The organism is Subtercola vilae, assembly GCF_004923255.1.
Classification (GTDB): domain Bacteria; phylum Actinomycetota; class Actinomycetes; order Actinomycetales; family Microbacteriaceae; genus Subtercola; species Subtercola vilae.
The window spans coordinates 26,191-46,605 of sequence record NZ_QYRT01000030.1 but is presented as its reverse complement, the minus strand read 5'-3'; the positions used below and the strand labels follow the sequence as shown (position 1 = coordinate 46,605).

General features: G+C 65.4%; 19 protein-coding genes. 10 read left to right on the top strand and 9 right to left on the bottom strand.

From position 1 onward, the window contains the following. Nucleotides 1-13 precede the first annotated feature (13 nt). From D4765_RS13865 to D4765_RS13830, 8 genes are all read right to left on the bottom strand, one after another. Entirely contained in the window at nt 14-1,285 is a 1,272-nt protein-coding gene (locus D4765_RS13865) for a thymidine phosphorylase (protein ID WP_136642898.1), read from the bottom strand. Nucleotides 1,286-1,308: 23 nt separating this feature from the next. Beyond that, nucleotides 1,309-1,788 carry a cytidine deaminase gene (locus D4765_RS13860; RefSeq protein WP_136642890.1) on the bottom strand — a complete coding sequence of 160 codons (480 nt, stop codon included), beginning with the start codon at nt 1,786-1,788 and terminating at the stop codon, nt 1,309-1,311. A 2-nt stretch (nt 1,789-1,790) separates the two neighbouring features. Continuing rightward, nucleotides 1,791-3,149 (bottom strand): ABC transporter permease, encoded by a 1,359-nt coding sequence (locus D4765_RS13855; protein ID WP_136642889.1) that lies wholly within the window; start codon nt 3,147-3,149, stop codon nt 1,791-1,793. Further along, complete coding sequence (locus D4765_RS13850; protein ID WP_136642888.1) at nt 3,146-4,381, bottom strand: ABC transporter permease; 1,236 nt, start codon at nt 4,379-4,381, stop codon at nt 3,146-3,148. The genes D4765_RS13855 and D4765_RS13850 overlap by 4 nt, the downstream gene beginning before the upstream one ends. Next, nucleotides 4,378-5,925, bottom strand: coding sequence for an ABC transporter ATP-binding protein (locus tag D4765_RS13845; protein ID WP_136642887.1), 1,548 nt, complete (start codon nt 5,923-5,925; stop codon nt 4,378-4,380). Before D4765_RS13845 ends, D4765_RS13850 begins: the two co-directional genes overlap by 4 nt. A gap of 88 nt (nt 5,926-6,013) precedes the next feature. Next, nucleotides 6,014-7,126, bottom strand: a complete 1,113-nt coding sequence (locus D4765_RS13840) for a BMP family lipoprotein (protein ID WP_136642886.1) — start codon at nt 7,124-7,126, stop codon at nt 6,014-6,016. Nucleotides 7,127-7,271: 145 nt separating this feature from the next. Beyond that, nucleotides 7,272-8,333, bottom strand: coding sequence for a BMP family lipoprotein (locus tag D4765_RS13835; protein ID WP_136642885.1), 1,062 nt, complete (start codon nt 8,331-8,333; stop codon nt 7,272-7,274). Next, nucleotides 8,333-9,454, bottom strand: a complete 1,122-nt coding sequence (locus D4765_RS13830; RefSeq protein WP_136642884.1) for a mannose-1-phosphate guanylyltransferase — start codon at nt 9,452-9,454, stop codon at nt 8,333-8,335. Before D4765_RS13830 ends, D4765_RS13835 begins: the two co-directional genes overlap by 1 nt. Before the next feature lie 109 nt (nt 9,455-9,563). On the opposite strand from D4765_RS13830, the gene D4765_RS13825 reads away from it, so the two are divergent. The 9 genes from D4765_RS13825 (at nt 9,564) to D4765_RS13785 (ending at nt 18,418) form a co-directional block, all read left to right on the top strand. Then, the gene (locus D4765_RS13825; protein ID WP_136642883.1) at nt 9,564-10,715 is read left to right on the top strand and encodes a glycosyltransferase family 4 protein; all 1,152 of its coding nucleotides are present in this window, start codon (nt 9,564-9,566) and stop codon (nt 10,713-10,715) included. 113 nt (nt 10,716-10,828) lie between these two features. After that, a complete protein-coding gene (sdhC, locus tag D4765_RS13820; RefSeq protein ID WP_272898629.1) occupies nt 10,829-11,254 on the top strand; it encodes a succinate dehydrogenase, cytochrome b556 subunit in 426 nt (141 codons plus the stop codon). Next, complete coding sequence (locus tag D4765_RS13815) at nt 11,254-11,703, top strand: succinate dehydrogenase hydrophobic membrane anchor subunit (protein WP_136642882.1); 450 nt, start codon at nt 11,254-11,256, stop codon at nt 11,701-11,703. Before sdhC ends, D4765_RS13815 begins: the two co-directional genes overlap by 1 nt. A 61-nt stretch (nt 11,704-11,764) precedes the next feature. Further along, nucleotides 11,765-13,564 (top strand): succinate dehydrogenase flavoprotein subunit, encoded by a 1,800-nt coding sequence (gene sdhA, locus D4765_RS13810; RefSeq protein WP_416351952.1) that lies wholly within the window; start codon nt 11,765-11,767, stop codon nt 13,562-13,564. A 3-nt stretch (nt 13,565-13,567) separates the two neighbouring features. Further along, complete coding sequence (locus D4765_RS13805; RefSeq protein ID WP_136642880.1) at nt 13,568-14,326, top strand: succinate dehydrogenase iron-sulfur subunit; 759 nt, start codon at nt 13,568-13,570, stop codon at nt 14,324-14,326. Nucleotides 14,327-14,349: 23 nt separating this feature from the next. Continuing rightward, complete coding sequence (locus D4765_RS13800; protein WP_136642879.1) at nt 14,350-15,558, top strand: YhjD/YihY/BrkB family envelope integrity protein; 1,209 nt, start codon at nt 14,350-14,352, stop codon at nt 15,556-15,558. Nucleotides 15,559-15,587: 29 nt separating this feature from the next. Further along, on the top strand, nt 15,588-16,442 hold the full coding sequence (locus D4765_RS13795) for an exodeoxyribonuclease III (protein WP_136642878.1): 855 nt from the start codon (nt 15,588-15,590) through the stop codon (nt 16,440-16,442). A gap of 15 nt (nt 16,443-16,457) precedes the next feature. Then, nucleotides 16,458-17,480 (top strand): tryptophan--tRNA ligase, encoded by a 1,023-nt coding sequence (gene trpS / locus D4765_RS13790; protein ID WP_136642877.1) that lies wholly within the window; start codon nt 16,458-16,460, stop codon nt 17,478-17,480. Nucleotides 17,481-17,578: 98 nt separating this feature from the next. Then, nucleotides 17,579-18,418, top strand: a complete 840-nt coding sequence (locus D4765_RS13785) for a cytochrome c oxidase assembly protein (protein WP_136642876.1) — start codon at nt 17,579-17,581, stop codon at nt 18,416-18,418. A 23-nt stretch (nt 18,419-18,441) separates the two neighbouring features. On the opposite strand, the gene D4765_RS13780 is transcribed toward D4765_RS13785, so the two are convergent. Next, the gene (locus D4765_RS13780) at nt 18,442-19,554 is read right to left on the bottom strand and encodes an FUSC family protein (protein ID WP_237280440.1); all 1,113 of its coding nucleotides are present in this window, start codon (nt 19,552-19,554) and stop codon (nt 18,442-18,444) included. A 59-nt stretch (nt 19,555-19,613) separates the two neighbouring features. Between D4765_RS13780 and D4765_RS13775 the strand changes: the two genes are divergently transcribed. Further along, complete coding sequence (locus D4765_RS13775) at nt 19,614-20,387, top strand: polyprenol monophosphomannose synthase (RefSeq protein WP_201799324.1); 774 nt, start codon at nt 19,614-19,616, stop codon at nt 20,385-20,387. Nucleotides 20,388-20,415: the final 28 nt, after the last annotated feature.

Genomic DNA, 20,415 nt, shown 5'->3' with positions numbered 1-20,415 from the left:
GGCGGGCGGGGCGTTACGCGAGCCGCTCAGCCACGAGCGGGCCGCGCGGCACGAACGACGCCGCGGGGCCGACGGCGTACGCGCCGTCGAGCGCATCGAGCGCCCGTTCGAAGCGAGACGCGTCGTCGGCGAAGAGCGTGAACAGCGGCTGACCCTCCGTTACGGCGTCGCCGGCCTTCAAATGGAGGTCGATACCGGCGGCATGCACAACCTGGTCGGTCGCCCGGGCACGGCCGGCCCCGAGCCGCCACGCAGCGATACCGAAGGGCAGCGCGAGCTGTTCGAGCAGCACGCCCGACGACGCCGCGTAGACCGTGTGCGATTCCTGCGCAACGGGCAGTGCGGCATCCGGGTCTCCACCCTGCGCCACGATGAACCGCCGCCACGTGTCCATGGCTCGGCCCGAAGTGAGCGCTCCGGCGACATCGGCGTCGGGCTGCCCGGCAAGCGCGAGCATCTCTGACGCGAGCGCCAGCGTGAGCTCGACGACATCGGCCGGCCCGCCGCCGGCAAGCACCTCGAGCGACTCCCGCACCTCGTTCGCATTGCCGATGGTGAGCCCGAGCGGGCGCTCCATATCGGTGAGCAGAGCCGATGTGCGCACCCCGGCATCGTTGCCGAGGTCGACCATGGCCTGTGCAAGCTCGCGCGACCGAGCGATATCTTGCATGAACGCCCCCGAGCCGAACTTCACATCGAGCACGAGCGCCTTGGTTCCTTCGGCGATCTTCTTGCTCATGATCGACGAGGCGATGAGCGGAATCGCCTCGACCGTGCCCGTGATGTCTCTGAGCGCATAGAGCTTCTTGTCGGCGGGTGCGAGGCCCGCGCCGGCCGCACAGATCACGCCGCCCACGTCGCGAAGCTGCGCCATCATCTCGTCATTCGTGAGGTCTGCCCGCCAGCCCCGGATGCTCTCGAGCTTGTCGAGCGTTCCGCCGGTGTGGCCCAGCCCTCTGCCCGACAACTGCGGAACAGCCACCCCGAATGACGCAACGAGTGGCATCAGCGGCAGCGTGATCTTGTCGCCGACCCCGCCCGTCGAGTGCTTGTCGACCGTGGTCTTGCCAAGACCGTCGAAGTTCATCGTCTCGCCACTCGCGATCATCGCAAGTGTGAGGTCGCGCACCTCGGAACGCGTCATTCCGTTCAGCAGAATTGCCATGGCCATGGCAGCCATCTGCTCGTCGCCCACGTACCCACGGGTGTAGGCGTCGATCATCCAGTCGATCTGCGGCGTGCTGAGGCTGCCCCTGTCGCGTTTCGCCCGCAAAAGGTCGATCATGTCGTGGGGCTCGGGCGCGGCGCTCACGCGGTTGCCTCACGGTAGGCGACCAGCGTGCGGGGCCCGAACGCGTCGGGCAGCACCTCGTCGATGGTGCGGATGCCCGAGACCGTCGCAAGCAACATGCCCTCTGCGGAGTGTTCGTAGAGCAGCTGGCGGCACCGACCGCACGGCATCAGAGCGCCGCCCTGGCCGTCGACGCAGGTGAACGCCACGAGCTTGCCGCCGCCGGTCATGTGCAGCGACGACACCAGAGCGCACTCCGCGCAGAGCGTCAGGCCGTACGACGCGTTCTCGACGTTCGCGCCCGAGATGATGCGCCCGTCGTCGACGAGGGCCGCCACCCCCACGGGAAAGTGCGAGTACGGCACATAGGCGTGCGTGAGGGCGTCGAGCGCGACGGCTCGCAGGGCATCCCAGTCGACCGCAGAACCGGAGGTAGGCCCAGACTCCGTCGGCAGAACTCCCGGCAGAACAGCATCAGTCACCACAGCATCAGTCATCGTCACGCCTTTATGTAGGGTCGACCCGACGCAGCCGGCCCGCGCGAGCGGCCCACCAGCCCCGCCACGGCGAAGATCGTCAGCACGTACGGCAGCATCAGCATGAACTCGCTCGGCACCGGTGAACCGATGATGCCGAGCACGTTCTGCAGGTTCGACGCGAACCCGAACAGGAGCGCCGCGAGCGTGGCCCTGATCGGATCCCACTGCCCGAAGATCACCGCCGCCAGAGCGATGTACCCCGCGCCCGCCGTCATCTCCTTGTTGAACGCGCCGACCGACCCGAGCGTGAAGTACGCCCCACCGAGCCCGGCAATGGCGCCCGCGAGCAGCACGTTCCAGAACCGGGTGCCACTCACGTTGATACCGACGGTGTCGGCGGCCTGTGGATGCTCACCCACCGCTCGCACCCGCAGGCCCCACTTCGTGTGGAACAAGGCAAAGTACACCGCCGCGACCCCGATGTACATCAGGTACACCACGATCGTCTGCCGAAACAGAGTAGGGCCAATGATAGGGATCTCACTCAGCACCGGAATGTTGATGCGGTCGAACCGCGGCGGGGAGTTCAGCACTTCGGCGTTCTTCGACAGCACCTGCGAGTACAAGAAGTTGGTCAGCCCGATGACCAGCACGTTCAGCACCACGCCCACGATCACCTGGTCGACCAGGTACTTGATCGCGAAAGCCGCGAGCACGAACGACACCAGGGCTCCGGCGATCATCGCCACCACGAGACCGAGCAACGGCTGGCCCGTGATCGAGGCCACGACCGCCGAGGCGAAGGCCCCGGCGAGCAGCTGGCCCTCGATGGCCACGTTCACCACACCGACGCGCTCGGAGATGACCCCGCCCATCGCACCGAAGATGAGCGGCACCGAGAGCGACACCGTTCCCACGAGCAGCCCGGGTACGGGCAGAGTCTGGCCTGCGGCCGCCCACGCGAGAAACCCGAACAGAAACAGCACCCCGAACAGGCTGGTCAGCCAGAGCGGCACGTGCCGGTCGGCCCGCACACGCAGGTACGCCAGCACCGCGATGACGGCGAGCAGCACCGTCGCCACGATTCCCGCGATGCGCGTGGGAACACCGAGCGCCGGCAGCTGAATCAGGTCGTTGTCGTTCGACAGGCGAAAAGTCGAGACACCGTCGCGCCCGAGCACCACGAAGAGCACCAGCGCGATGACCGTGAAGATGGCGAACGCAATCGGGGCCTTGTACGACTTCACGATGGTCTTCTCGAGACCGTTCGACGAGTCGGGATGCTCGTGCTGCGTCGCCGTGGCACGAGTGCCGGGGTCGGCTACCTCGGTCGCCAGGTTGGTTCCGCTGGCGGCCGAAGCCGAGAGAGGGGAGCTCATTTCGCGGCCACCGCAATCTGTTTCGGGGCGGGCTTCTTCTTCGAAGCAACGCCGGGTGTGGGCAGGCGGAACACGGCCCGCACGAGGGGAGGCGCTGCGATGAACAGCACGATGAGAGACTGAACCACGAGCACGATGTCGACCGGGATGCCCTGGCCGGCCTGCATGGCGAAACCGCCGGCCTTGAATGCGCCGAACAGAATGCCCGCGACAAAGATGCCCCACGGCTTCGACCGGCCGAGCAGCGCCACCGTGATGGCGTCGAACCCGATACCGGCGTCGATGCCCGACGAGAACCCGCTCGTGACAGTGCCGAGAACCTGCGCCACACCGGCGAGGCCGACGAGCCCGCCCGAGAGCAGCATCACGGTGATGTACGAACGCTTCACGTCGATACCCGCAACCCGGGCCGCATTGGGGTTCTGCCCCACGGCCCGAAATTTGAAGCCGAGGCTCGACCGGTTCAGCAGCCACCAGACGAAGATCGTGGCGGCGATAGACACGATCAGCCCGGCGTGCAGGTTGAAACCCGGGCCGAGTAGGTCGGGGTAGACCGCACTCGGCAGCATGGCCGGCGTCTTGGGGTTGTTCGAGCCGGGCGCCTGCAAGAGGCCGGGCGTGCGCAGCATGTACGACACGAGGTACACCGCCACGTAGTTCAGCATGATGGTGACGATCACCTCGTGGGCACCCGTGCGGGCCTTCAGAAAGCCGACTATTCCGCCCCAGATGGCGCCGCCGGCAATACCCGCGGCGACCGCGAGAATGAGGTGGATGCCGTACGGCAGCGGAAACGAATACCCCACCCAGCCGGCCGCCGCCGCGGCGATGAGCATCTGCCCCTGGCCGCCGATGTTGAACATACCGGCCCGAAACGCGAGCCCCACACCGAGCCCGGCCGCGATCAGCGGCGTGGCGAACGTGAGCGTGTTGGTCAGCGGCTTGATGGCGTTCGCGAAGGTCGTGGCACCGAAGTTGACCACAGAACCTTGGAAGAGCGCGCCGTACGCACCCGAAACCGACGTCCAGATAGCAGACAGCGTGTCGCCAGGGCGGGAGAAGAAGTAGCCCGACGCGGCCTGCACGCCCGGATCGGTGAGTGCGATGAGAATACCGCCGGCGATGAGCGCCAGCACCACCGCGAGAATCGAGATGACAACGCTGCCACCCATGATGTCTCGCAGAACCTGGTTCGACTTCGGTGCAGGCTGAGCGGCCGCTGTGTCGCTCATAGAAGAGCCCCTTCGATTGTGTCGGTGTCGATCGTGGTGATGGTGTCGGGAACCTCGCCGGCCATCATCAGCCCGAGCACGTCGCGCGAGGTGTTGCCGGGCACGATGCCCACGATGCTGCCGCGGTACATCACCGCGATGCGGTCGGCGAGCGCCGTGACCTCGTCGAGTTCGGTCGAGACCACGATGACGGGTACCCCCGAATCGCGGGTCTCGACAATGCGCTTGTGCACGAACTCGATCGAGCCCACGTCGATGCCGCGGGTCGGCTGCGCGGCGACGAACAGCCGCAGATCACGGCTGAGTTCACGCGCCAGCACCACCTTCTGCTGGTTGCCGCCCGAGAGCCGGCCCACCGGGGTCTGGATGCCCTGCGAGCGCACGTCGAACTCCTTCGCCTTCTCGTCGGCGAACTGGTTCAGGTAGTTCAGCTGCAGGGTTCCGCGCTTGACGAACGGTGCGCGGTCGCTGCGGTCGAGCATGAGGTTCTCGGCGATGGTGAACTCGCCCACGAGCCCGTCATGGTTGCGGTCTTCGGGCACGAAGCCCACCCCGGCGTCGAGCACCTTCGCAACGCTCATGCCGACGAGCCAGCGGCCGTCGAGGGTGATCGAGCCGAGCACCTTCTCCTGCAGGCCGATGATGGCCTCGCTCAGCTCGGTCTGACCATTGCCCTGCACACCGGCGATGGCGAGGATCTCGCCGCGGTGCACCTCGAATGACACATGGTTCACGACAAGTTGGCCGAGGGCATCCACCACAGACAGGTCGCGCACCACGAGGGCGGCTTCGCCCGGGCTCGACACCTCTTTGTGCACGGTGAGTTCGACGGCCCGGCCCACCATGAGCGAGGCAAGTTCGGCATTCGACGCGGTGGGGGCGGCCTCGCCGACCACCGATCCCAGCCGGATGATGGTGATGCGGTCGGCGATCTCCCGCACCTCGCGCAGCTTGTGCGTGATGAACACGATAGAAGTGCCGGCGTCGCGCAACTGACCCATGATGACCATCAGTTCGTCGGTCTCCTGCGGGGTGAGCACCGCGGTGGGCTCATCGAACACGAGCACCTTCGCGTCGCGCGAGAGGGCCTTGATGATCTCGACGCGCTGCTGCACTCCCACCGGAAGGTCGTCGACCAGGGCATCCGGGTCGAGGTCGAACCCGAACCGGGCGCTGATCTCCCGCACGCGGGCGCGGGCAGCCGGCAGGTCGAGACGGCCACCTGCCTTGGTCTGCTCGTTGCCGAGCATCACGTTCTCGGCGACGGTGAACACCGGGATGAGCATGAAGTGCTGGTGCACCATGCCGATTCCCGCGTTCATGGCGTCGCCGGGCCCGGCGAAATGCTGCACCTCGTCATCGAGGAGAATCTCGCCGTCGTCGGCCTGATAGAGGCCGTAGAGCACATTCATGAGGGTGGACTTACCAGCGCCGTTCTCACCGAGAAGGGCGTGGATCTCACCTGGCTTCACAACAAGGTCGATGTGGTCATTCGCGACGAGTGACCCAAAACGCTTGGTGATGCCCCGTAGTTCGAGCTTCATAATTTCAATCTACCCGGGGAGTGGATGGTTAACGAAGGTCGGGGACCAGGTGAACCTGGCCCCCGACGCGTGTAGAGAAGGTGTGCTACTACTTCGTGACGAGGTACGACTTCACCGGGATGGAACCCGAGATGATGCCGGCCTTGATCGTGTCGAGCTCACCCTGCAGGCCCGAGTCGACCTTGCTCTGGAAGTTGTGGAACGGGGCGATGCCCACACCGTTGTTCGACAGATCGCCGATGTACGACGTCACGTCGAACGTCGACTTCGTACCGGCCTGGGTGACGACGTCACTCGTGGCCTGCTTGATGCCCTTCAGCACCGAGGTGAAGTAGAGGCTGTCGTAGGTGGGGAAGGTGTCGAACACGTCAGCGTCGGCACCCAGCAGGGCAACACTCTTACCCGAGTCGGTGATGGCTGCGCCAGCGCTCTGGAAGATGGGCCCACCGACGGGCAGCAGTACGTCTGCACCCTGGTCGATGAAGTTCGCTGCCGTGGTCTTCGCGGTGTCGTTCGCCTCGAAGCCACCGGTGAAGGTCGCTGCCGACGGGTTGGCCTCGTCGTAGCCCAGAACCTGAACCGACTTCGACTTCTGCTTGTTGAAGTAGTCGACGCCCTGCGCGAAGCCGTCCATGAAGATGGTGACGGTGGGGAAGTTCATGCCACCCCAGGTGGCTACCTTCCCGGCCTTGCTGTAGCTCGCCGAAGCGTAACCGGCGAGGAACGCGGCCTGGGCCGTGTTGAACAGAATCGGCTTGATGTTCGGGGCGTCGGTCTTGCCGTCGAAGTTGTTGTCGGCTGCGTCGTCGATGATGGCGAAGTTGACCGTGGGGTTCGCGAGCGCAGCGGTCACAGTGGCGGCCGAGAGGGCGAAACCGACGGTGACGATGAGCGTGCAGTTCTGCGAGATGAGGCTGTCGAGGTTCGGTGCGTAGTCGGTCTCTGCGTTCGACTGAACGGTGATGGCCTTGACGCCGAGCGACGCCGCTGCGGCGTTCAGGCCTTCATAGCCCAGCTGGTTGAACGACTTGTCGTCGAACCCGCCGAGGTCGGAGACCATGCAGGGCTTGAAGCCCGCGATGGCACTGGCCGTGGGCGCGCTGGTCGACGCGGCCGGCGCAGAGGCGCAACCGGCGAGAAGTGCCGCTGTCGCGATCGTGGCCAGGCCGCCGAAGATGGCACGGCGTTTGGTGTTGCTCAAGATGTCCTCCAAGATGCTTTCCCGCAGAAAGGGCGGGAGCTGTGAGAGACCACGTTACCCAATGTGACGTGCCCACAGAGGAAGCGGACCGCTTTGCGATACAAGCGTTACAAAGACGGGACAGCCCTGAAACTTCGTCGAAATGTTACTTCGGCGAACTCGGCGAGGTCACCACCACGGTTCCGGCGACGATCGCCGCCTTCAGCGCGGTGACCTCATCGGCCAGCCCAGCCGGCAGACTCGACGTCAGGTCGTGGTAGGGGGCCAGGTCGACTCCGCCGTTTGCGAGAGTTCCCACGTAGGCTGAATTCGTGAAGGTGCCCTTGGTGTCGTCGCCGACGATCTGTTCGACGGCATCGCCCGTCTTCTTCATCACGCTGGTGAGAAGAATCGGCTTGTACTCGGCCGGCAGGGTGTCGTAGCCGTCGTTGTCGACCCAGATGATCTTCGCTGTCTTCGATTCGACGGCCGCTGCGGCCGCGCCCTCGCCCACCTGCCCGGCGACGGGCAGAATGATGTCGGCTCCCTGGTCGATGAACGCCTGAGTCACGGTCTTGCCCTTGTTGACGTCTTCGAAGTCGCCGGTGAAGACACCGTCTTGGGTGGTCTTGTTCCAGCCGAGGGCCTGAACCGACGTGCCGTGCTTGGCGTTGTACGCGGCCACTCCGTCGACGAACCCGTCCATGAAGAGGGTGACCGGCGGTTGGTTTCCGCCACCGAACGTGGCGACCTTGCCCGTCTTCGAGACGCCGGCCGCGAGGTACCCGGCCAGATAGGAGGCCTGGGCGGTGTCGAAGAGAATCGACTTCACGTTGGGGGCATCGATCTGGTCGTCCACGATGGCGAAGTGGGTGGCCGGGTGCGCCGCCGCCTGCGCGGTTGTCGCGTCGGCGAGCTCGAAGCCCACCGTGAGCACGAACGCGCATCCGCTCGCCGTGGCCTGCTCGACGTTCGGCGCGAGGTCGGTCTCGTTGGTCGAGATGAGCACCTGGGCGGAGATGCCGAAGTCGGTCTCCGCCTTCTGCAGGCCCTCCCAGCTCGACTGATTGAACGAGCGGTCGTCGATGCCGCCCTGGTTCGTGACCATGCGGGCACAGTAGGTACTGGCCGACGCGGTCGAGGGCGCGGGTGCCGGCGAGCATCCGGCCAGCACCAGCAGAGCGCCGGTGAAGACCGCGAGAACGGGCAGCACCCGTGTGTACCTCATTACAGAACGTCTCCCGAACCCGAGAGGCGAAGAGCGTCGACGACGGCTTTCACACGCTGGGCGTGCGCGCTCGTCGTCACGAGCAGAGCGTCAGGAGTGTCGACCACGACGATGTCTTCGACACCGATGAGGCTGATGACACGGTTGCTGTGCGAGACCACGACTCCGCTCGAGGAGTCGGAGAGAACGCGGGCATTCTTGCCCAGGATGGCGAGTTCCGACTTGCGCCCGCCCGAGTGCAGCTTGGCGATGGAGGCGAAGTCTCCGACGTCATCCCAGGTGAAGTGGCCGGGAACGACGGCCAGCTTGCCCTCGAGCGCGGCCGGCTCGGCCACGGTGTAGTCGATGGCGATCTTCTCGAGGTCGGGCCAGACACGGTCGACGACGATGCCGCGGCGAGGGGTGTCCCACGCGGCGGCGAGCTCGAGCAGGCCCGCGAGCAGTTCGGGGCGCGACTTGCCGATCTGCTCGAGCAGGGTGTCGGCCCGGGCGATGAACATGCCCGCGTTCCAGAGGTAGGTGCCGCTCTTGACGTACTTCTTGGCCGTGGCCAGGTCGGGCTTCTCGACGAAGCTGTCGACGACGAGGGCATCGGGCGCGCCGTCGACACCGAGCGGCTTCATGGCGTGAATGTACCCGAACCCGATGGAGGGCTCTGTGGGCGTGATACCGATGGTGGTGACGTAACCCGCATCGGCGGTGATCATGGCCTGCTTCACGGTCTCCCGAAAACGCTCGGGTTCGCCGATGACCTGGTCGGCGGCGAACGAGCCGATGATGACGCCGGGCTCACGCAGTTCGAGGATGGCGGCGGCGAGCCCGATGGCCGCGGTCGACTCGCGCGGTTCGCTCTCGAGCACCACGTTCGTGTCGGCGAGCTCGGGAAGCTGGCGTTCGACGGCGGCGCGGTGGGCGCGGCCGGTGACCACCATGATGCGGTCGAACCCCGAGAGCGGCTCGAGGCGGTCGTAGGTGTCACGCAGGAGGCTCTGGCCAGAACCACTCAGGTCGTGCAGAAACTTGGGGGCATCCGCCCTCGACAGCGGCCACAGGCGTGAACCGATGCCACCAGCGGGAATCACGCTGTAGAACCGGCCGAGCAGATCGTTGTTCTCTGTCATGCGACTTACCTTACTAAGAGAGCCAGTGCTTACTCAGTGGGGGCGTTTGGCCACATCACGGCCACGCTGTGTTCACGCCTCGGCAATGCCCGTTTTCTAGCCTGTGAACATGCGGGTTGCGATTGTCACCGAAAGCTTTCTCCCCACCGTCAATGGCGTCACGAACAGCGTGGTCAAGGTGCTCGATCACCTGCACCGCGAGGGCCACGACGCCATCGTCATCTGCCCGGCCGCCCACGCGCCAGCCGAATACCGCGGCTTCGCCGTGCATCAGGTGCCAGCCATCGCCTACCGCCAGTTTCCTGTGGGGCTTGGCAGCCCGCAGGTCTACCGCCTGATCGCCGAGTTCGCACCCGACGTACTGCACGCCGCCTCTCCCTTCCTATTGGGCGCGCAGGGCATCGCCGCCGCGAACCGGTTGGGAGTGCCCTCGATCGCCGTCTTCCAGACCGATCTGGCGGGCTACGCGAAGCGAAACCACCTCGGCCCAGCGACAGCAGCGGCCTGGCGCTTCACGCGGTGGGTGCACGACGGGGCGACGCTGACGCTCGTGCCGTCGACGGCGTCGATGGATGCCCTGCAGCAGCACGGCTTCACGCCCCTGTCGCTCTGGGCCCGCGGTGTCGATCTTGATGCGTTCCACCCCCACCACCGCCAGAGCCCGAAGGCGCTCGAGCTGCGGGGCCGCCTCAGCCCGAACGGCGAGGTCGTCGTGGGATACGTGGGGCGCGTCGCTCCAGAGAAGCAGCTCGAACGACTCGGTGAGTTGCGGGGAATGCCGGGCATCCAGCTGGCCGTCGTCGGGGACGGCCCTTCGATGGGCAGCGTCGCGTCGGCTACGAAGGGAATGCCCATCACGTTTCTCGGGCGGCTCTCGGGCGATGAGCTCTCGGCTGCCTACGCCAGCTTTGACCTGTTTCTGCACACGGGTACCGAAGAGACCTTCGGACAGACGCTGCAGGAGGCGCACGCCAGCGGGCTGCCGGTCATCGCACCGCGGGCGGGCGGGCCGATCGACCTCGTTGCCGATGGCTCGACGGGGTACCTCTACGACCCTGCCGATGCGGCAGAACTGAGGCAGCTCGTCGGCGATCTGGTGGCGAGCCCGACGCTGCGGTCGCGGTTCGGCGAAGCGGGGCGTCGTGCGGTACTCGGCCGCACCTGGCAACGGGTCTGCGGCGAACTCGTGGGGCATTACGAGAGCGTCATGAACGTGCCTACACTGAAGGCAGCACCGCGACGAAAAGCACGCATTCAGTAAGGTTCGCCTTACATGACATTTCACGATGCGAACATTATGATTGACAAGAATTCGCCTCTGGCGCCGAACGCGCGAAGAAGACGAACCCATCCTTAAACCAAAGGGGGTTGCTCGTGGCCATTGAAGAGGCAAGCACGCTCACCACTGCCAGAAGCTCGTCGAAACGACCTGCCGGCACGCTCTATCGCGGCAACACAGGAATGTGGTCGTGGGTTCTGCATCGCATCACCGGTGTGGCCATCTACTTCTTCCTGCTTGTGCACGTGCTCGACACGGCCATGATCCGCGTGAGCCCCGGGGCCTACGACGCGGTCATGAGCACCTACAAGAACCCGATCATGGGGCTGGGCGAGACCGCTCTCGTCATTGCCATCATGTTCCACGCGTTCAACGGGTTGCGCATCATTCTCATCGACTTCTGGAGCAAGGGCGCGAAGTACCAGCGCCTCATGTTCTGGATCGTCATCGCGTTGTGGGTCATCGGCACCGCGGGCTTCGCCCCGATCCACCTCGCCAACGTCTTCAGCGAGGGGCACTGATGTCGACCATCATCGAGGCACCGCGCACGCCGCGGGAACGCAGCTCAAAGGGCCGGGTCAACTGGGAGAAGTGGGGCTGGATTTACATGCGCGCCTCTGGCGTGCTGCTGATCATCCTCATCTTCGGCCACCTGTTTGTGAACCTCGTTCTCGGCCAGGGCATCAAGGCCATCGACTTCGCCTTCGTGGCCGGCAAGTACGCCACCCCGTTCTGGCAGATCTGGGATGTGGTGATGCTGTGGCTCGCCATGATCCACGGCTCGAACGGCATGCGCACCATCGTGAACGACTACGCGTCGAACCCGGTCGTGCGGCGAATCCTGCTCATCGCGCTCTTCGTGGCCGCCGTCGTGCTCATCGTGCTCGGCACGCTCGTGGTCTTCACCTTCGACCCGTGCAGCACCCTGATTCCCGCAGACCAGGCGCTCTCGTTCTGCCCGGTCTCCTGACAAACCACTCGTCGTAACTCACTACTCGACGTAACTCACTACTCGAAAAGGCTGAATCTCAGTGACTGAATACGCAGACGGCACCGTCGTAGACGGCGTCACCTACCACCGGCACGACGTCGTGATCGTCGGCGCGGGTGGGGCAGGCATGCGCGCGGCGATCGAAGCCGGGCCCAAGGCCAGCACCGCCGTCATCTCGAAGCTCTACCCGACCCGCTCGCACACCGGCGCGGCGCAGGGTGGCATGGCGGCAGCGCTCGCCAACGTCGAAGAAGACAACTGGGAGTGGCACACCTTCGACACCGTCAAGGGCGGCGACTACCTGGTCGACCAAGATGCAGCTGAGATCCTCGCCAAAGAGGCCATCGACGCGGTCTACGACCTCGAGAACATGGGCCTGCCGTTCAACCGCACGCCCGAGGGCAAGATCGACCAGCGCCGCTTCGGCGGTCACACCCGCGACCACGGCAAGGCCCCGGTTCGCCGTGCCTGTTACGCCGCAGACCGCACCGGTCACATGATTCTTCAGACGCTGTACCAGAACTGCGTCAAGCACGGCATCAACTTCTTCAACGAGTACTACGTTCTCGACCTCATCATGGTCGAGGTCGACGGCCAGAAGCGCCCCGCGGGCGTCGTGGCCTACGAGCTCGCCACCGGCAACCTGCACGTCTTCCAGGGCAAGTCCGTCGTCTTCGCCACGGGCGGTTTCGGCAAGATCTTCAAGACCACCTCGAACGCCCACACCCTCACCGGTGACGGCGTCGGTATCATCTGGCGCAAAGGTCTGCCGCTCGAAGACATGGAGTTCTTCCAGTTTCACCCGACCGGCCTCGCCGGCCTCGGCATCCTGCTCTCCGAAGCGGCCCGCGGCGAGGGTGCCATCCTCCGCAACAGTGAGGGCGAGCGCTTCATGGAGCGTTATGCCCCCACCATCAAAGACCTGGCTCCCCGCGACATCATCGCGCGCTGCATGGCCACCGAGATTCGCGAAGGCCGAGGTGCTGGCCCCCACAAGGACTACCTCTACCTCGACATCACCCACCTCGAACCCGCGGTCATCGACGCGAAGCTGCCCGACATCACCGAGTTCGCCCGCACGTACCTCGGCGTCGAGCCGTACACCGAGCCGGTGCCCGTACTGCCGACCGCACACTATGCCATGGGCGGCATCCCCACGAACGTGAGAGCCGAAGTGCTCAGCGACAACACCACCGTCGTTCCCGGTCTCTACGCCGCCGGCGAGTGCGCCTGCGTCTCGGTTCACGGCTCGAACCGCCTCGGCACCAACTCGCTGCTCGACATCAACGTGTTCGGCAAGCGCGCCGGCAACAATGCAGTCGAGTACGCGGCCACCGCCGAGTTCATTCCGCTACCGGATGACCCGGCCAAGCCCATCCGCGAGCTCGTCGACATGCTGCGAAAGTCGAACGGCACCGAGCGCATGTCTGACATGCGCAAAGAGCTGCAGCTCTCGATGGACACGAACGCACAGGTCTACCGCACCGAGAAGTCGCTCACAGAGGTCACCAAGGTCATCGAAGACCTGCGCGGCCGCTACAAGAACGTCATGGTGCAAGACAAGGGCAAGCGATTCAACACCGACCTGCTCGAGGCCATCGAACTCGGCTTCCTGCTCGACCTCGCAGAGGTGCTCGTCTACTCGGCGCTCTACCGCAAAGAGAGCCGCGGCGGCCACTTCAGAGAAGACTTCCCGAACCGCGACGACGAGAACTACATGGTTCACACCATGGCGTACCTCACCGGCGACGCGCACTCAGAAGACGCTGGTGACCACATCAGACTAGACACGAAGCCGGTAGTCATCACGCGCTACCAGCCTATGGAGAGGAAGTACTAGCCCATGGCTACCGCAACCCTGGACTCTCCCCCGGCCCCCGCCGAGGCGCCCATCCCGACCTTCACCGTCACCATGATGGTGCGCCGGTTCGATCCCGATGTCGACGAAGAGCCGCGCTGGCAAGACTTCGACGTCGAGATGTACCCCACCGACCGGGTACTGGATGCCCTGCACAAGATCAAGTGGGAACAAGACGGTTCGCTCACTTTCCGTCGCTCCTGCGCCCACGGTGTCTGCGGCTCGGATGCGATGCGCATCAACGGCCGCAACCGTTTGGCCTGCAAGACGCTGATGAAAGACCTCGACATCACGAAGCCCATCTATGTGGAGGCCATCAAGGGCCTGCCCCTGGAGAAAGACCTCGTCGTCGACATGGAACCGTTCTTCGCGTCGTACCGCGAAGTGCAGCCGTTTCTGCAGGCGTCGTCGAAGCCCGAGAAGGAGCGCATCCAGTCGGCCAGCGACCGCGCTCGCTTCGATGACACCACCAAGTGCATCCTGTGCGCCGCGTGCACGTCGTCGTGCCCCGTGTTCTGGACCGATGGGCAGTACTTCGGCCCCGCGGCCATCGTCAACGCACACCGCTTCATCTTCGACTCGCGTGACGAGGCCTCGAGCGTTCGCCTCGACATTCTGAACGACAAAGAGGGCGTGTGGCGCTGCCGCACGACCTTCAACTGTTCAGAGGCGTGCCCCCGCGGCATCCAGGTGACCCAAGCGATCGCAGAAGTCAAGCAGGCCATCATGTTCGGCAAGCGCTGACCGAAAGAATCTAGGCTGGTGGCGTGAGCAGAACGCAGAGCGCCACCAGCGCACACGGGGCCAGCAACAGAAAGCCGAGCGACGCCGTCGAGACGGCGCGCGACGAGGCTCGTTCCGAGCAGAATACGCCCAAGGGCGGCATCGCGGGCCTCATCGACCGGGTCATGAAGCTGAAGCTCGTGCGGGTATTTCAGAACTACGGCAACAACGGCGGGCCGCTGCTGGCGTCGGGTATGAGCTATCAGGCCGTCTTCGCCATCTTCGCTGCCATCTGGGTGGGCGTCTCGATCTTCGGCGCGATACTGAAGTCCGACGAGCAGTTTCGCGGTGCTCTGCTCGCCCAGCTCAATACGGCTGTTCCCGGGTTGATCGGCGACAAGGGCGCGATCTCGACCGACGCGCTGCTCTCGGCGCCGGCCCTGGGCTGGACAGGCGCCATCGCCGCCCTCGGCCTCATCTGGACGGCCATCGGCTGGCTCGGCTCCACCCGCAGTGCCGTTCGCCTCATCTTCAATCTGCCGGGCCCGACCACCAACTTCGCCATTCTGAAGCTGCGTGACCTCGCTCTCGCCATCGCCTTCGCCGTTGTGCTCGTCATCTCGGCCGCGCTCTCGATCGCCTCGAGCTCGGCGCTCGGCTTCGTCTTCGGCCTCTTCGGCTGGGACACGGCGTCGGCGGGCGCGGAGATCATCGCCCGCGTCATCGGCCTCGTGGTGGTCTTCGTCTTCGACACCATCGTGCTGGGCGGCACCTACCGGGTGCTGTCGGGCGTGCCGATTCCGTTCAAGCAGCTGCTGCCCGGTGCGGCGCTCGGCGCCGTGGTGATGGGCGTGCTGAAGGTGCTCGGCTCGTCGCTTCTCGGCGGGGCCACCTCGAACCCGCTGTTGGCGTCGTTCGCCGTCATCATCGGCATTCTGATCTGGTTCAACCTCATCTGCCAGGTCGTGCTCATCTTCGCCTCGTGGATTGCCATCAGCATGAGCGACGCAGGTATTGATCCGCGCAAGCTCACCCCCGAAGAGGCCGAAGCCGAGGCGCTGCAGACCGAGGCCGACGCGCATCGCCAGGTACTTGAGGCCCAGCACGCTCAGGTGGCATCTGAACTGGCGGATGCCCGGGGCCTGCGCCGCACGAATCTGCGCCGTCAGCTGAAGCACATCGACCGCGAGATCGCGGCCGAGAAGTCGGCGCCCGTCATCGACGCGAAGGCTGCGACACCGCCGCCGAAGTGAGTGTCTTCGGGGCCGACTACAGTTGAGACATGGCTTCACGCTCCACAGACCTGCGCATCGCATCCATCAACACGAACGGAATTCGCGCTGCCTTCCGCAAGGGTATGGGGGCATGGCTCGACGCGCGAGACGTCGACATTCTCGCCATTCAAGAGGTGCGGGCATCCACTGAAGACATCGAGCAGTTGCTCGGGCCCGAGTGGAACATTCTGCACGACGCCGCTTCGGCTAAGGGGCGCGCGGGGGTGGCGCTCGCGTCACGAGCGAAGGCGAGCATCCATCGCGTCACCATCGGCGATGACGAATTCGACAGCGCGGGGCGCTGGCTCGAGGCAGACTACGAGGTCAACGGCCAGATCGTCACCGTGGTGAGCGCCTATGTTCACTCGGGCGAAGACGGTACGCCCAAGCAGGTCGAGAAGTACAAGTTTCTCGACGGCATGGCCGCGCGACTGCCCGAGATCGCCGAGCACTCGCCGCTCGCCGTGGTGGTGGGCGACCTGAACGTGGGGCACACGCCGCTCGACATCAAGAACTGGAAGGGCAACGTGAAGCGCGCCGGCTTTCTGCCCAAAGAGCGCGCCTACTTCGACCGCTTCTTCGGCGAGCAGGGCAGAGCGGTCGAAGGCGTCGACGGCACGACCGGGCCCGGCCTCGGCTGGGTCGATGTGGGTCGGCAGGCCGCCGGCGAGGTCGACGGCCCCTACACGTGGTGGTCGTGGCGCGGCCAGGCCTTCGACAACGACTCGGGCTGGCGCATCGACTACCAGATGGCCACGCCTGCCCTGGCAGCGAAGGTCTCGAACTACGCCGTCGACCGCGCGGCCGCCTACGACGAACGATGGTCTGATCACACGCCCGTCGTCGTCGATTACACCATCTAGAAAGATCACACGCTCATGACACCCAGACCCGTACTCATGTCAGGCATGCAGCCGTCGGCAGAGTCACTGCACATCGGCAACTACGTCGGCGCCCTGCTGAGCTGGAAGGCGATGCAGGCCACGCACGAGACGTTCTTCATGCTGGCCGACCTGCACGCCATCACGGTGCCCCAAGACCCCCGAGAGCTGCGCGAGAACACCCGCCGCACGGTTGCGCAGTACATCGCCGCCGGCATCGACCCGGCGCAGTCGACGCTGTTCGTGCAGTCGCACGTTGCGGCCCACGCCGAGCTGGCCTGGGTGCTGAACACCATCACCGGCTTCGGCGAGGCCAGCCGCATGACACAGTTCAAAGACAAGTCGGCCAAGCAGGGTTCCGATGGCGCTTCGGTGGGCCTGTTCACCTACCCCATCCTGCAGGCGGGCGACATTCTGCTGTACAACGCCGCCGAGGTTCCGGTCGGCGAAGACCAGCGCCAGCACGTCGAGCTCACCCGCGACCTTGCCACGCGCTTCAACAGCCGGTTCGGCGACACCTTCGTGGTACCAGAGGCCTACATCCTCAAAGAGACCGCGAAGATCTACGACCTGCAGAACCCGTCGTCGAAGATGTCGAAGTCGGCCGAATCGCACGCCGGGGTCATCTGGATGCTCGACGAGCCCGCCGTCACTCAGAAGAAGATCATGCGCGCCGTGACCGACGCCGACGGTGGCATCGTCTTCGACCCCGCCACCAAGCCCGGCGTCTCGAACCTGCTCTCCATCTTCTCGGTGATGTCGGGCCAGAGCATCCCGTCGCTCGAGTCGGAGTTCACCGGTCGCGGCTACGGCGATCTCAAAAAGGCCCTGGCCGAGGTGGTCGTCGAGACGCTCGCCCCCATGCGGGAGCGGGCCCTCGAACTGCTGGCCGACCCCGCGGAGCTTGACCGCATTCTCTCCGCAGCCGCCGACCGCGCCAACGAGGTGGCCGACGCCACGCTCGCCACCGTGTACGAGCGAGTGGGCTTTCTGCCGCGGGTGCGTTACCGCCTCGTGTGACGCGCGCATAATAGAAGCGGGGTCACGAAGAGGAGCAGCACACGCCTGACATCGCCGGCTTTCTGAGCACGTGGCAGCTGAACGCGGTCGGTGTCACGGTGATCGTTGTCGCCGGGCTGTTGTATCTCGCGGGCATCCTGCGCCTGAGGCGTCGCGGTGAGTACTGGCCACCCCTGCCCACGGCGGGCTTCTACCTGCTGGGGCTCGGCTCGTTCGCGGTGATCGAGTTCGGGTTTCTCGGGGTGTACAGCACCGAGCTGCGGTTCGCCTTCAGCACCCGTGTGGCCCTGCTGCTGTTCGCCGTGCCGGGGTTGCTCGCTACCGGCAAGCCGGTGCTGCTGGCCCGCCGCGCCCTCACCGGCCGGGGCCTTCGCGCTCTGAACCGGGTGCTCGAGTCGCGCCTCATCGGCATCATGGGCAACGCGGTGTTCGGCCCGGTGTTCGCGCTGGTGGTGTTCTCGGTGTTTCTCACGCCGTTGTCGGGGGTGCTGCGGCAGTCGCCGCTCGCCCAGGGCCTCATTCCCCTCGTGGTGCCCGTCGTCGGCCTCATCCTCGTGCTGCCGCTCACCGAGCTGGTGGTGGCCCGCACAAGCCTGTTCATCGTGGCCGAGTTCATGCTGGCCTTCGTCGAACTCGTCATCGACGCCATCCCGGGCATTCTGCTGCGGCTGAACGACAACATCCTCGACCACGTGGCGCCATTCGTGGGGGTGACGCCGGGCTGGTTTCCGAGCCCGCTGCGCGACCAGCAACTCTCGGGCGACCTGCTCTGGTTCATTGCCGAAGTCGCCGACATTCCCATTCTGATTCTGTTGTTCATCCGCTGGTCGAAGCACGACAAAAAAGAGGCCAAACAGATCGACGAACTCTCAGACGACGAGATGGATGCCCTCACCCAGGCCCATCTGCGCTCGTTCGGTCAGCGCCCGCCCGACTGACGGGGCCAGCCCGCCGGGCGAGGTCAGCGCGCGGTGGCCTCGACGAGCTCTTCGTGGATGCGGCGCAGGTCTTCGAGCAGGAAGCCGAGCAGAATCCAGTGCTCTGAGCGCGGCACGGCGACCATCAGCGGCGCGGTGAGGGCCGGTAGGGCATCCACAACCTCGGGGCGGGTGCCGGGGAGATCGGCATTCAGAATGACGAGCCGCAGGTCGTGCGCGGCGCGCGTGAGCTCGGCGACGATCTCGCCCACGATGGGTTCGCCCGGCAACTCGTCGTCGTAGTGGTCGATCACACCGCGGGTCATACCGACCACCCGCGTGACCAGAATGCTGAGCATCGCGAGCAGCTGGCCGTCGCGTTCGAGCACGTCGCGGTGCACCGACCGGCGCGGGTTGAACTTGAGGCTCTCCTCACCGCTCGCGAGCGCCGCCGCCGCCTTCGCCCGCATGGGTGAGAGCAGTCGGGCCGCGAGCAGAACCTCGGTGCGCTCGTTGATGGTCGTCTCATCGCTCAGCAGGTGTGCCAGGGAGTCGAGGATGCCCGCAACCTCGTTACCCAGCCGCGCCACCGCCTCGTGCACCGGTTGCAGGGCGACCGGCGGCACGAGCAGCAGGTTCACCGCCACGCCGACCACTGCTCCGATGAGGGTCTCGACGATGCGGCTCGCCGCGTACCCGGGGGTCGTGGCCCCGAGCGACAGCACCAGCATCGCGCTGATGGGAATCTGAATAGACGAAGTGGGCCCGAGCTTCAACGCCCAGCCCAGCACCAGCGCAAGCACCACCGACAGCAGAACGGCCCACGCCGCCTGACCGAACACGAGCCCAACAAAGTAGGCCAGCACCACGCCGATGACGACGCCCACCGAGCGCTCGAGCGCCTTGCCGAACGACTGGTTGACGCTCGGTTGAACCACCAGCATCGCCGCGATCACGGCGAAGATGGGGGTCTGGCCTGCCGGCAGTACCAGCAGGCAGACGTACCACGAGACGATGGCCGCGAGGCTGGTCTTCACCACCTGCAGAAACGGTATTCGAGACGTCGAGAGAACGAGTTTCGCGTAGCGCTCGGGCGAAAGTGCGGCCACGTTGAGGCGTCGCCCACTGAACCAGCCGCTGGCCTTACTCACAGTCACACATCCCACACTAGAAGGCCGTGCCTTATATTAGATCCGTCCCAAAGAAAGGTAGCCCATTGCCTGGAGCTGTCGTCGTCATTCCCACGTATCGCGAAAAAGACACCATTGCCGCGATCATCGACCGGGTTCTGAGTTCTGTGCCGACCGTCAATGTTCTTGTCGTCGATGACAACAGCCCCGACGGTACCGGCGCGATCGTCGACGGCATTGCGGCAGCCGACGAGCGCGTGAACATCATGCACCGCACCGAGAAGAACGGCTTGGGCACCGCCTACGTCGCAGGCTTCGGCTGGGCGCTCGGTCAGGGCTACGACTTCATCATCGAGATGGATGCCGACGGCTCACATCAGCCAGAAGAGCTGCCACGCCTGCTGGCGCTGCTCGAGGGTGGTGCGAATCTGGCCATCGGCGCGCGGTGGATCCCGGGCGGCAAGACCGAGAACTGGCCCTGGTACCGCAAGCTCATCTCCCGCTCGGGCACCACCTACGCCCGCATCATGCTGTCGTCGAAACTGCACGACATCACGTCGGGCTACCGCGGCTTCAGCGCAGACACCCTGCGCGCCCTCGACCTCTCGAAGCTCGACTCGGCTGGCTACTGTTTTCAGATCGAACTCGCCTGGCTCGTCGAGCGCTCGGGCGGAAACGTGGGCGAGTTTCCGATCACCTTCGTCGAGCGGCTCGAGGGCCAGTCGAAGATGACAAGCGGCATCGTCGTGGAGGCACTCTCGAAGGTCACCTCGTGGGGTATCGCGTCTCGCCTCGGCCGTATCCCGAAGTCGCAGGCACTCTCCGCCCGCACGCCCGATTCCAGCGACCAGGCCGCCTAGCTCTCGAGTGGTATAAACTGATTCGAAG

Excerpts from the sequence above, each read along its gene's own strand:
- D4765_RS13865 (WP_136642898.1), bottom strand. The coding sequence starts at position 1,285 with ATGATCGACCTTTTGCGGGCGAAACGCGACAGGGGCAGCCTCAGCACG.
- D4765_RS13860 (WP_136642890.1), bottom strand. The coding sequence starts at position 1,788 with ATGACTGATGCTGTGGTGACTGATGCTGTTCTGCCGGGAGTTCTGCCG.
- D4765_RS13855 (WP_136642889.1), bottom strand. The coding sequence starts at position 3,149 with ATGAGCTCCCCTCTCTCGGCTTCGGCCGCCAGCGGAACCAACCTGGCG.
- D4765_RS13850 (WP_136642888.1), bottom strand. The coding sequence starts at position 4,381 with ATGAGCGACACAGCGGCCGCTCAGCCTGCACCGAAGTCGAACCAGGTT.
- D4765_RS13845 (WP_136642887.1), bottom strand. The coding sequence starts at position 5,925 with ATGAAGCTCGAACTACGGGGCATCACCAAGCGTTTTGGGTCACTCGTC.
- D4765_RS13835 (WP_136642885.1), bottom strand. The coding sequence starts at position 8,333 with ATGAGGTACACACGGGTGCTGCCCGTTCTCGCGGTCTTCACCGGCGCT.
- D4765_RS13830 (WP_136642884.1), bottom strand. The coding sequence starts at position 9,454 with ATGACAGAGAACAACGATCTGCTCGGCCGGTTCTACAGCGTGATTCCC.
- D4765_RS13825 (WP_136642883.1), top strand. The coding sequence starts at position 9,564 with ATGCGGGTTGCGATTGTCACCGAAAGCTTTCTCCCCACCGTCAATGGC.
- D4765_RS13815 (WP_136642882.1), top strand. The coding sequence starts at position 11,254 with ATGTCGACCATCATCGAGGCACCGCGCACGCCGCGGGAACGCAGCTCA.
- D4765_RS13805 (WP_136642880.1), top strand. The coding sequence starts at position 13,568 with ATGGCTACCGCAACCCTGGACTCTCCCCCGGCCCCCGCCGAGGCGCCC.
- D4765_RS13795 (WP_136642878.1), top strand. The coding sequence starts at position 15,588 with ATGGCTTCACGCTCCACAGACCTGCGCATCGCATCCATCAACACGAAC.
- trpS (WP_136642877.1), top strand. The coding sequence starts at position 16,458 with ATGACACCCAGACCCGTACTCATGTCAGGCATGCAGCCGTCGGCAGAG.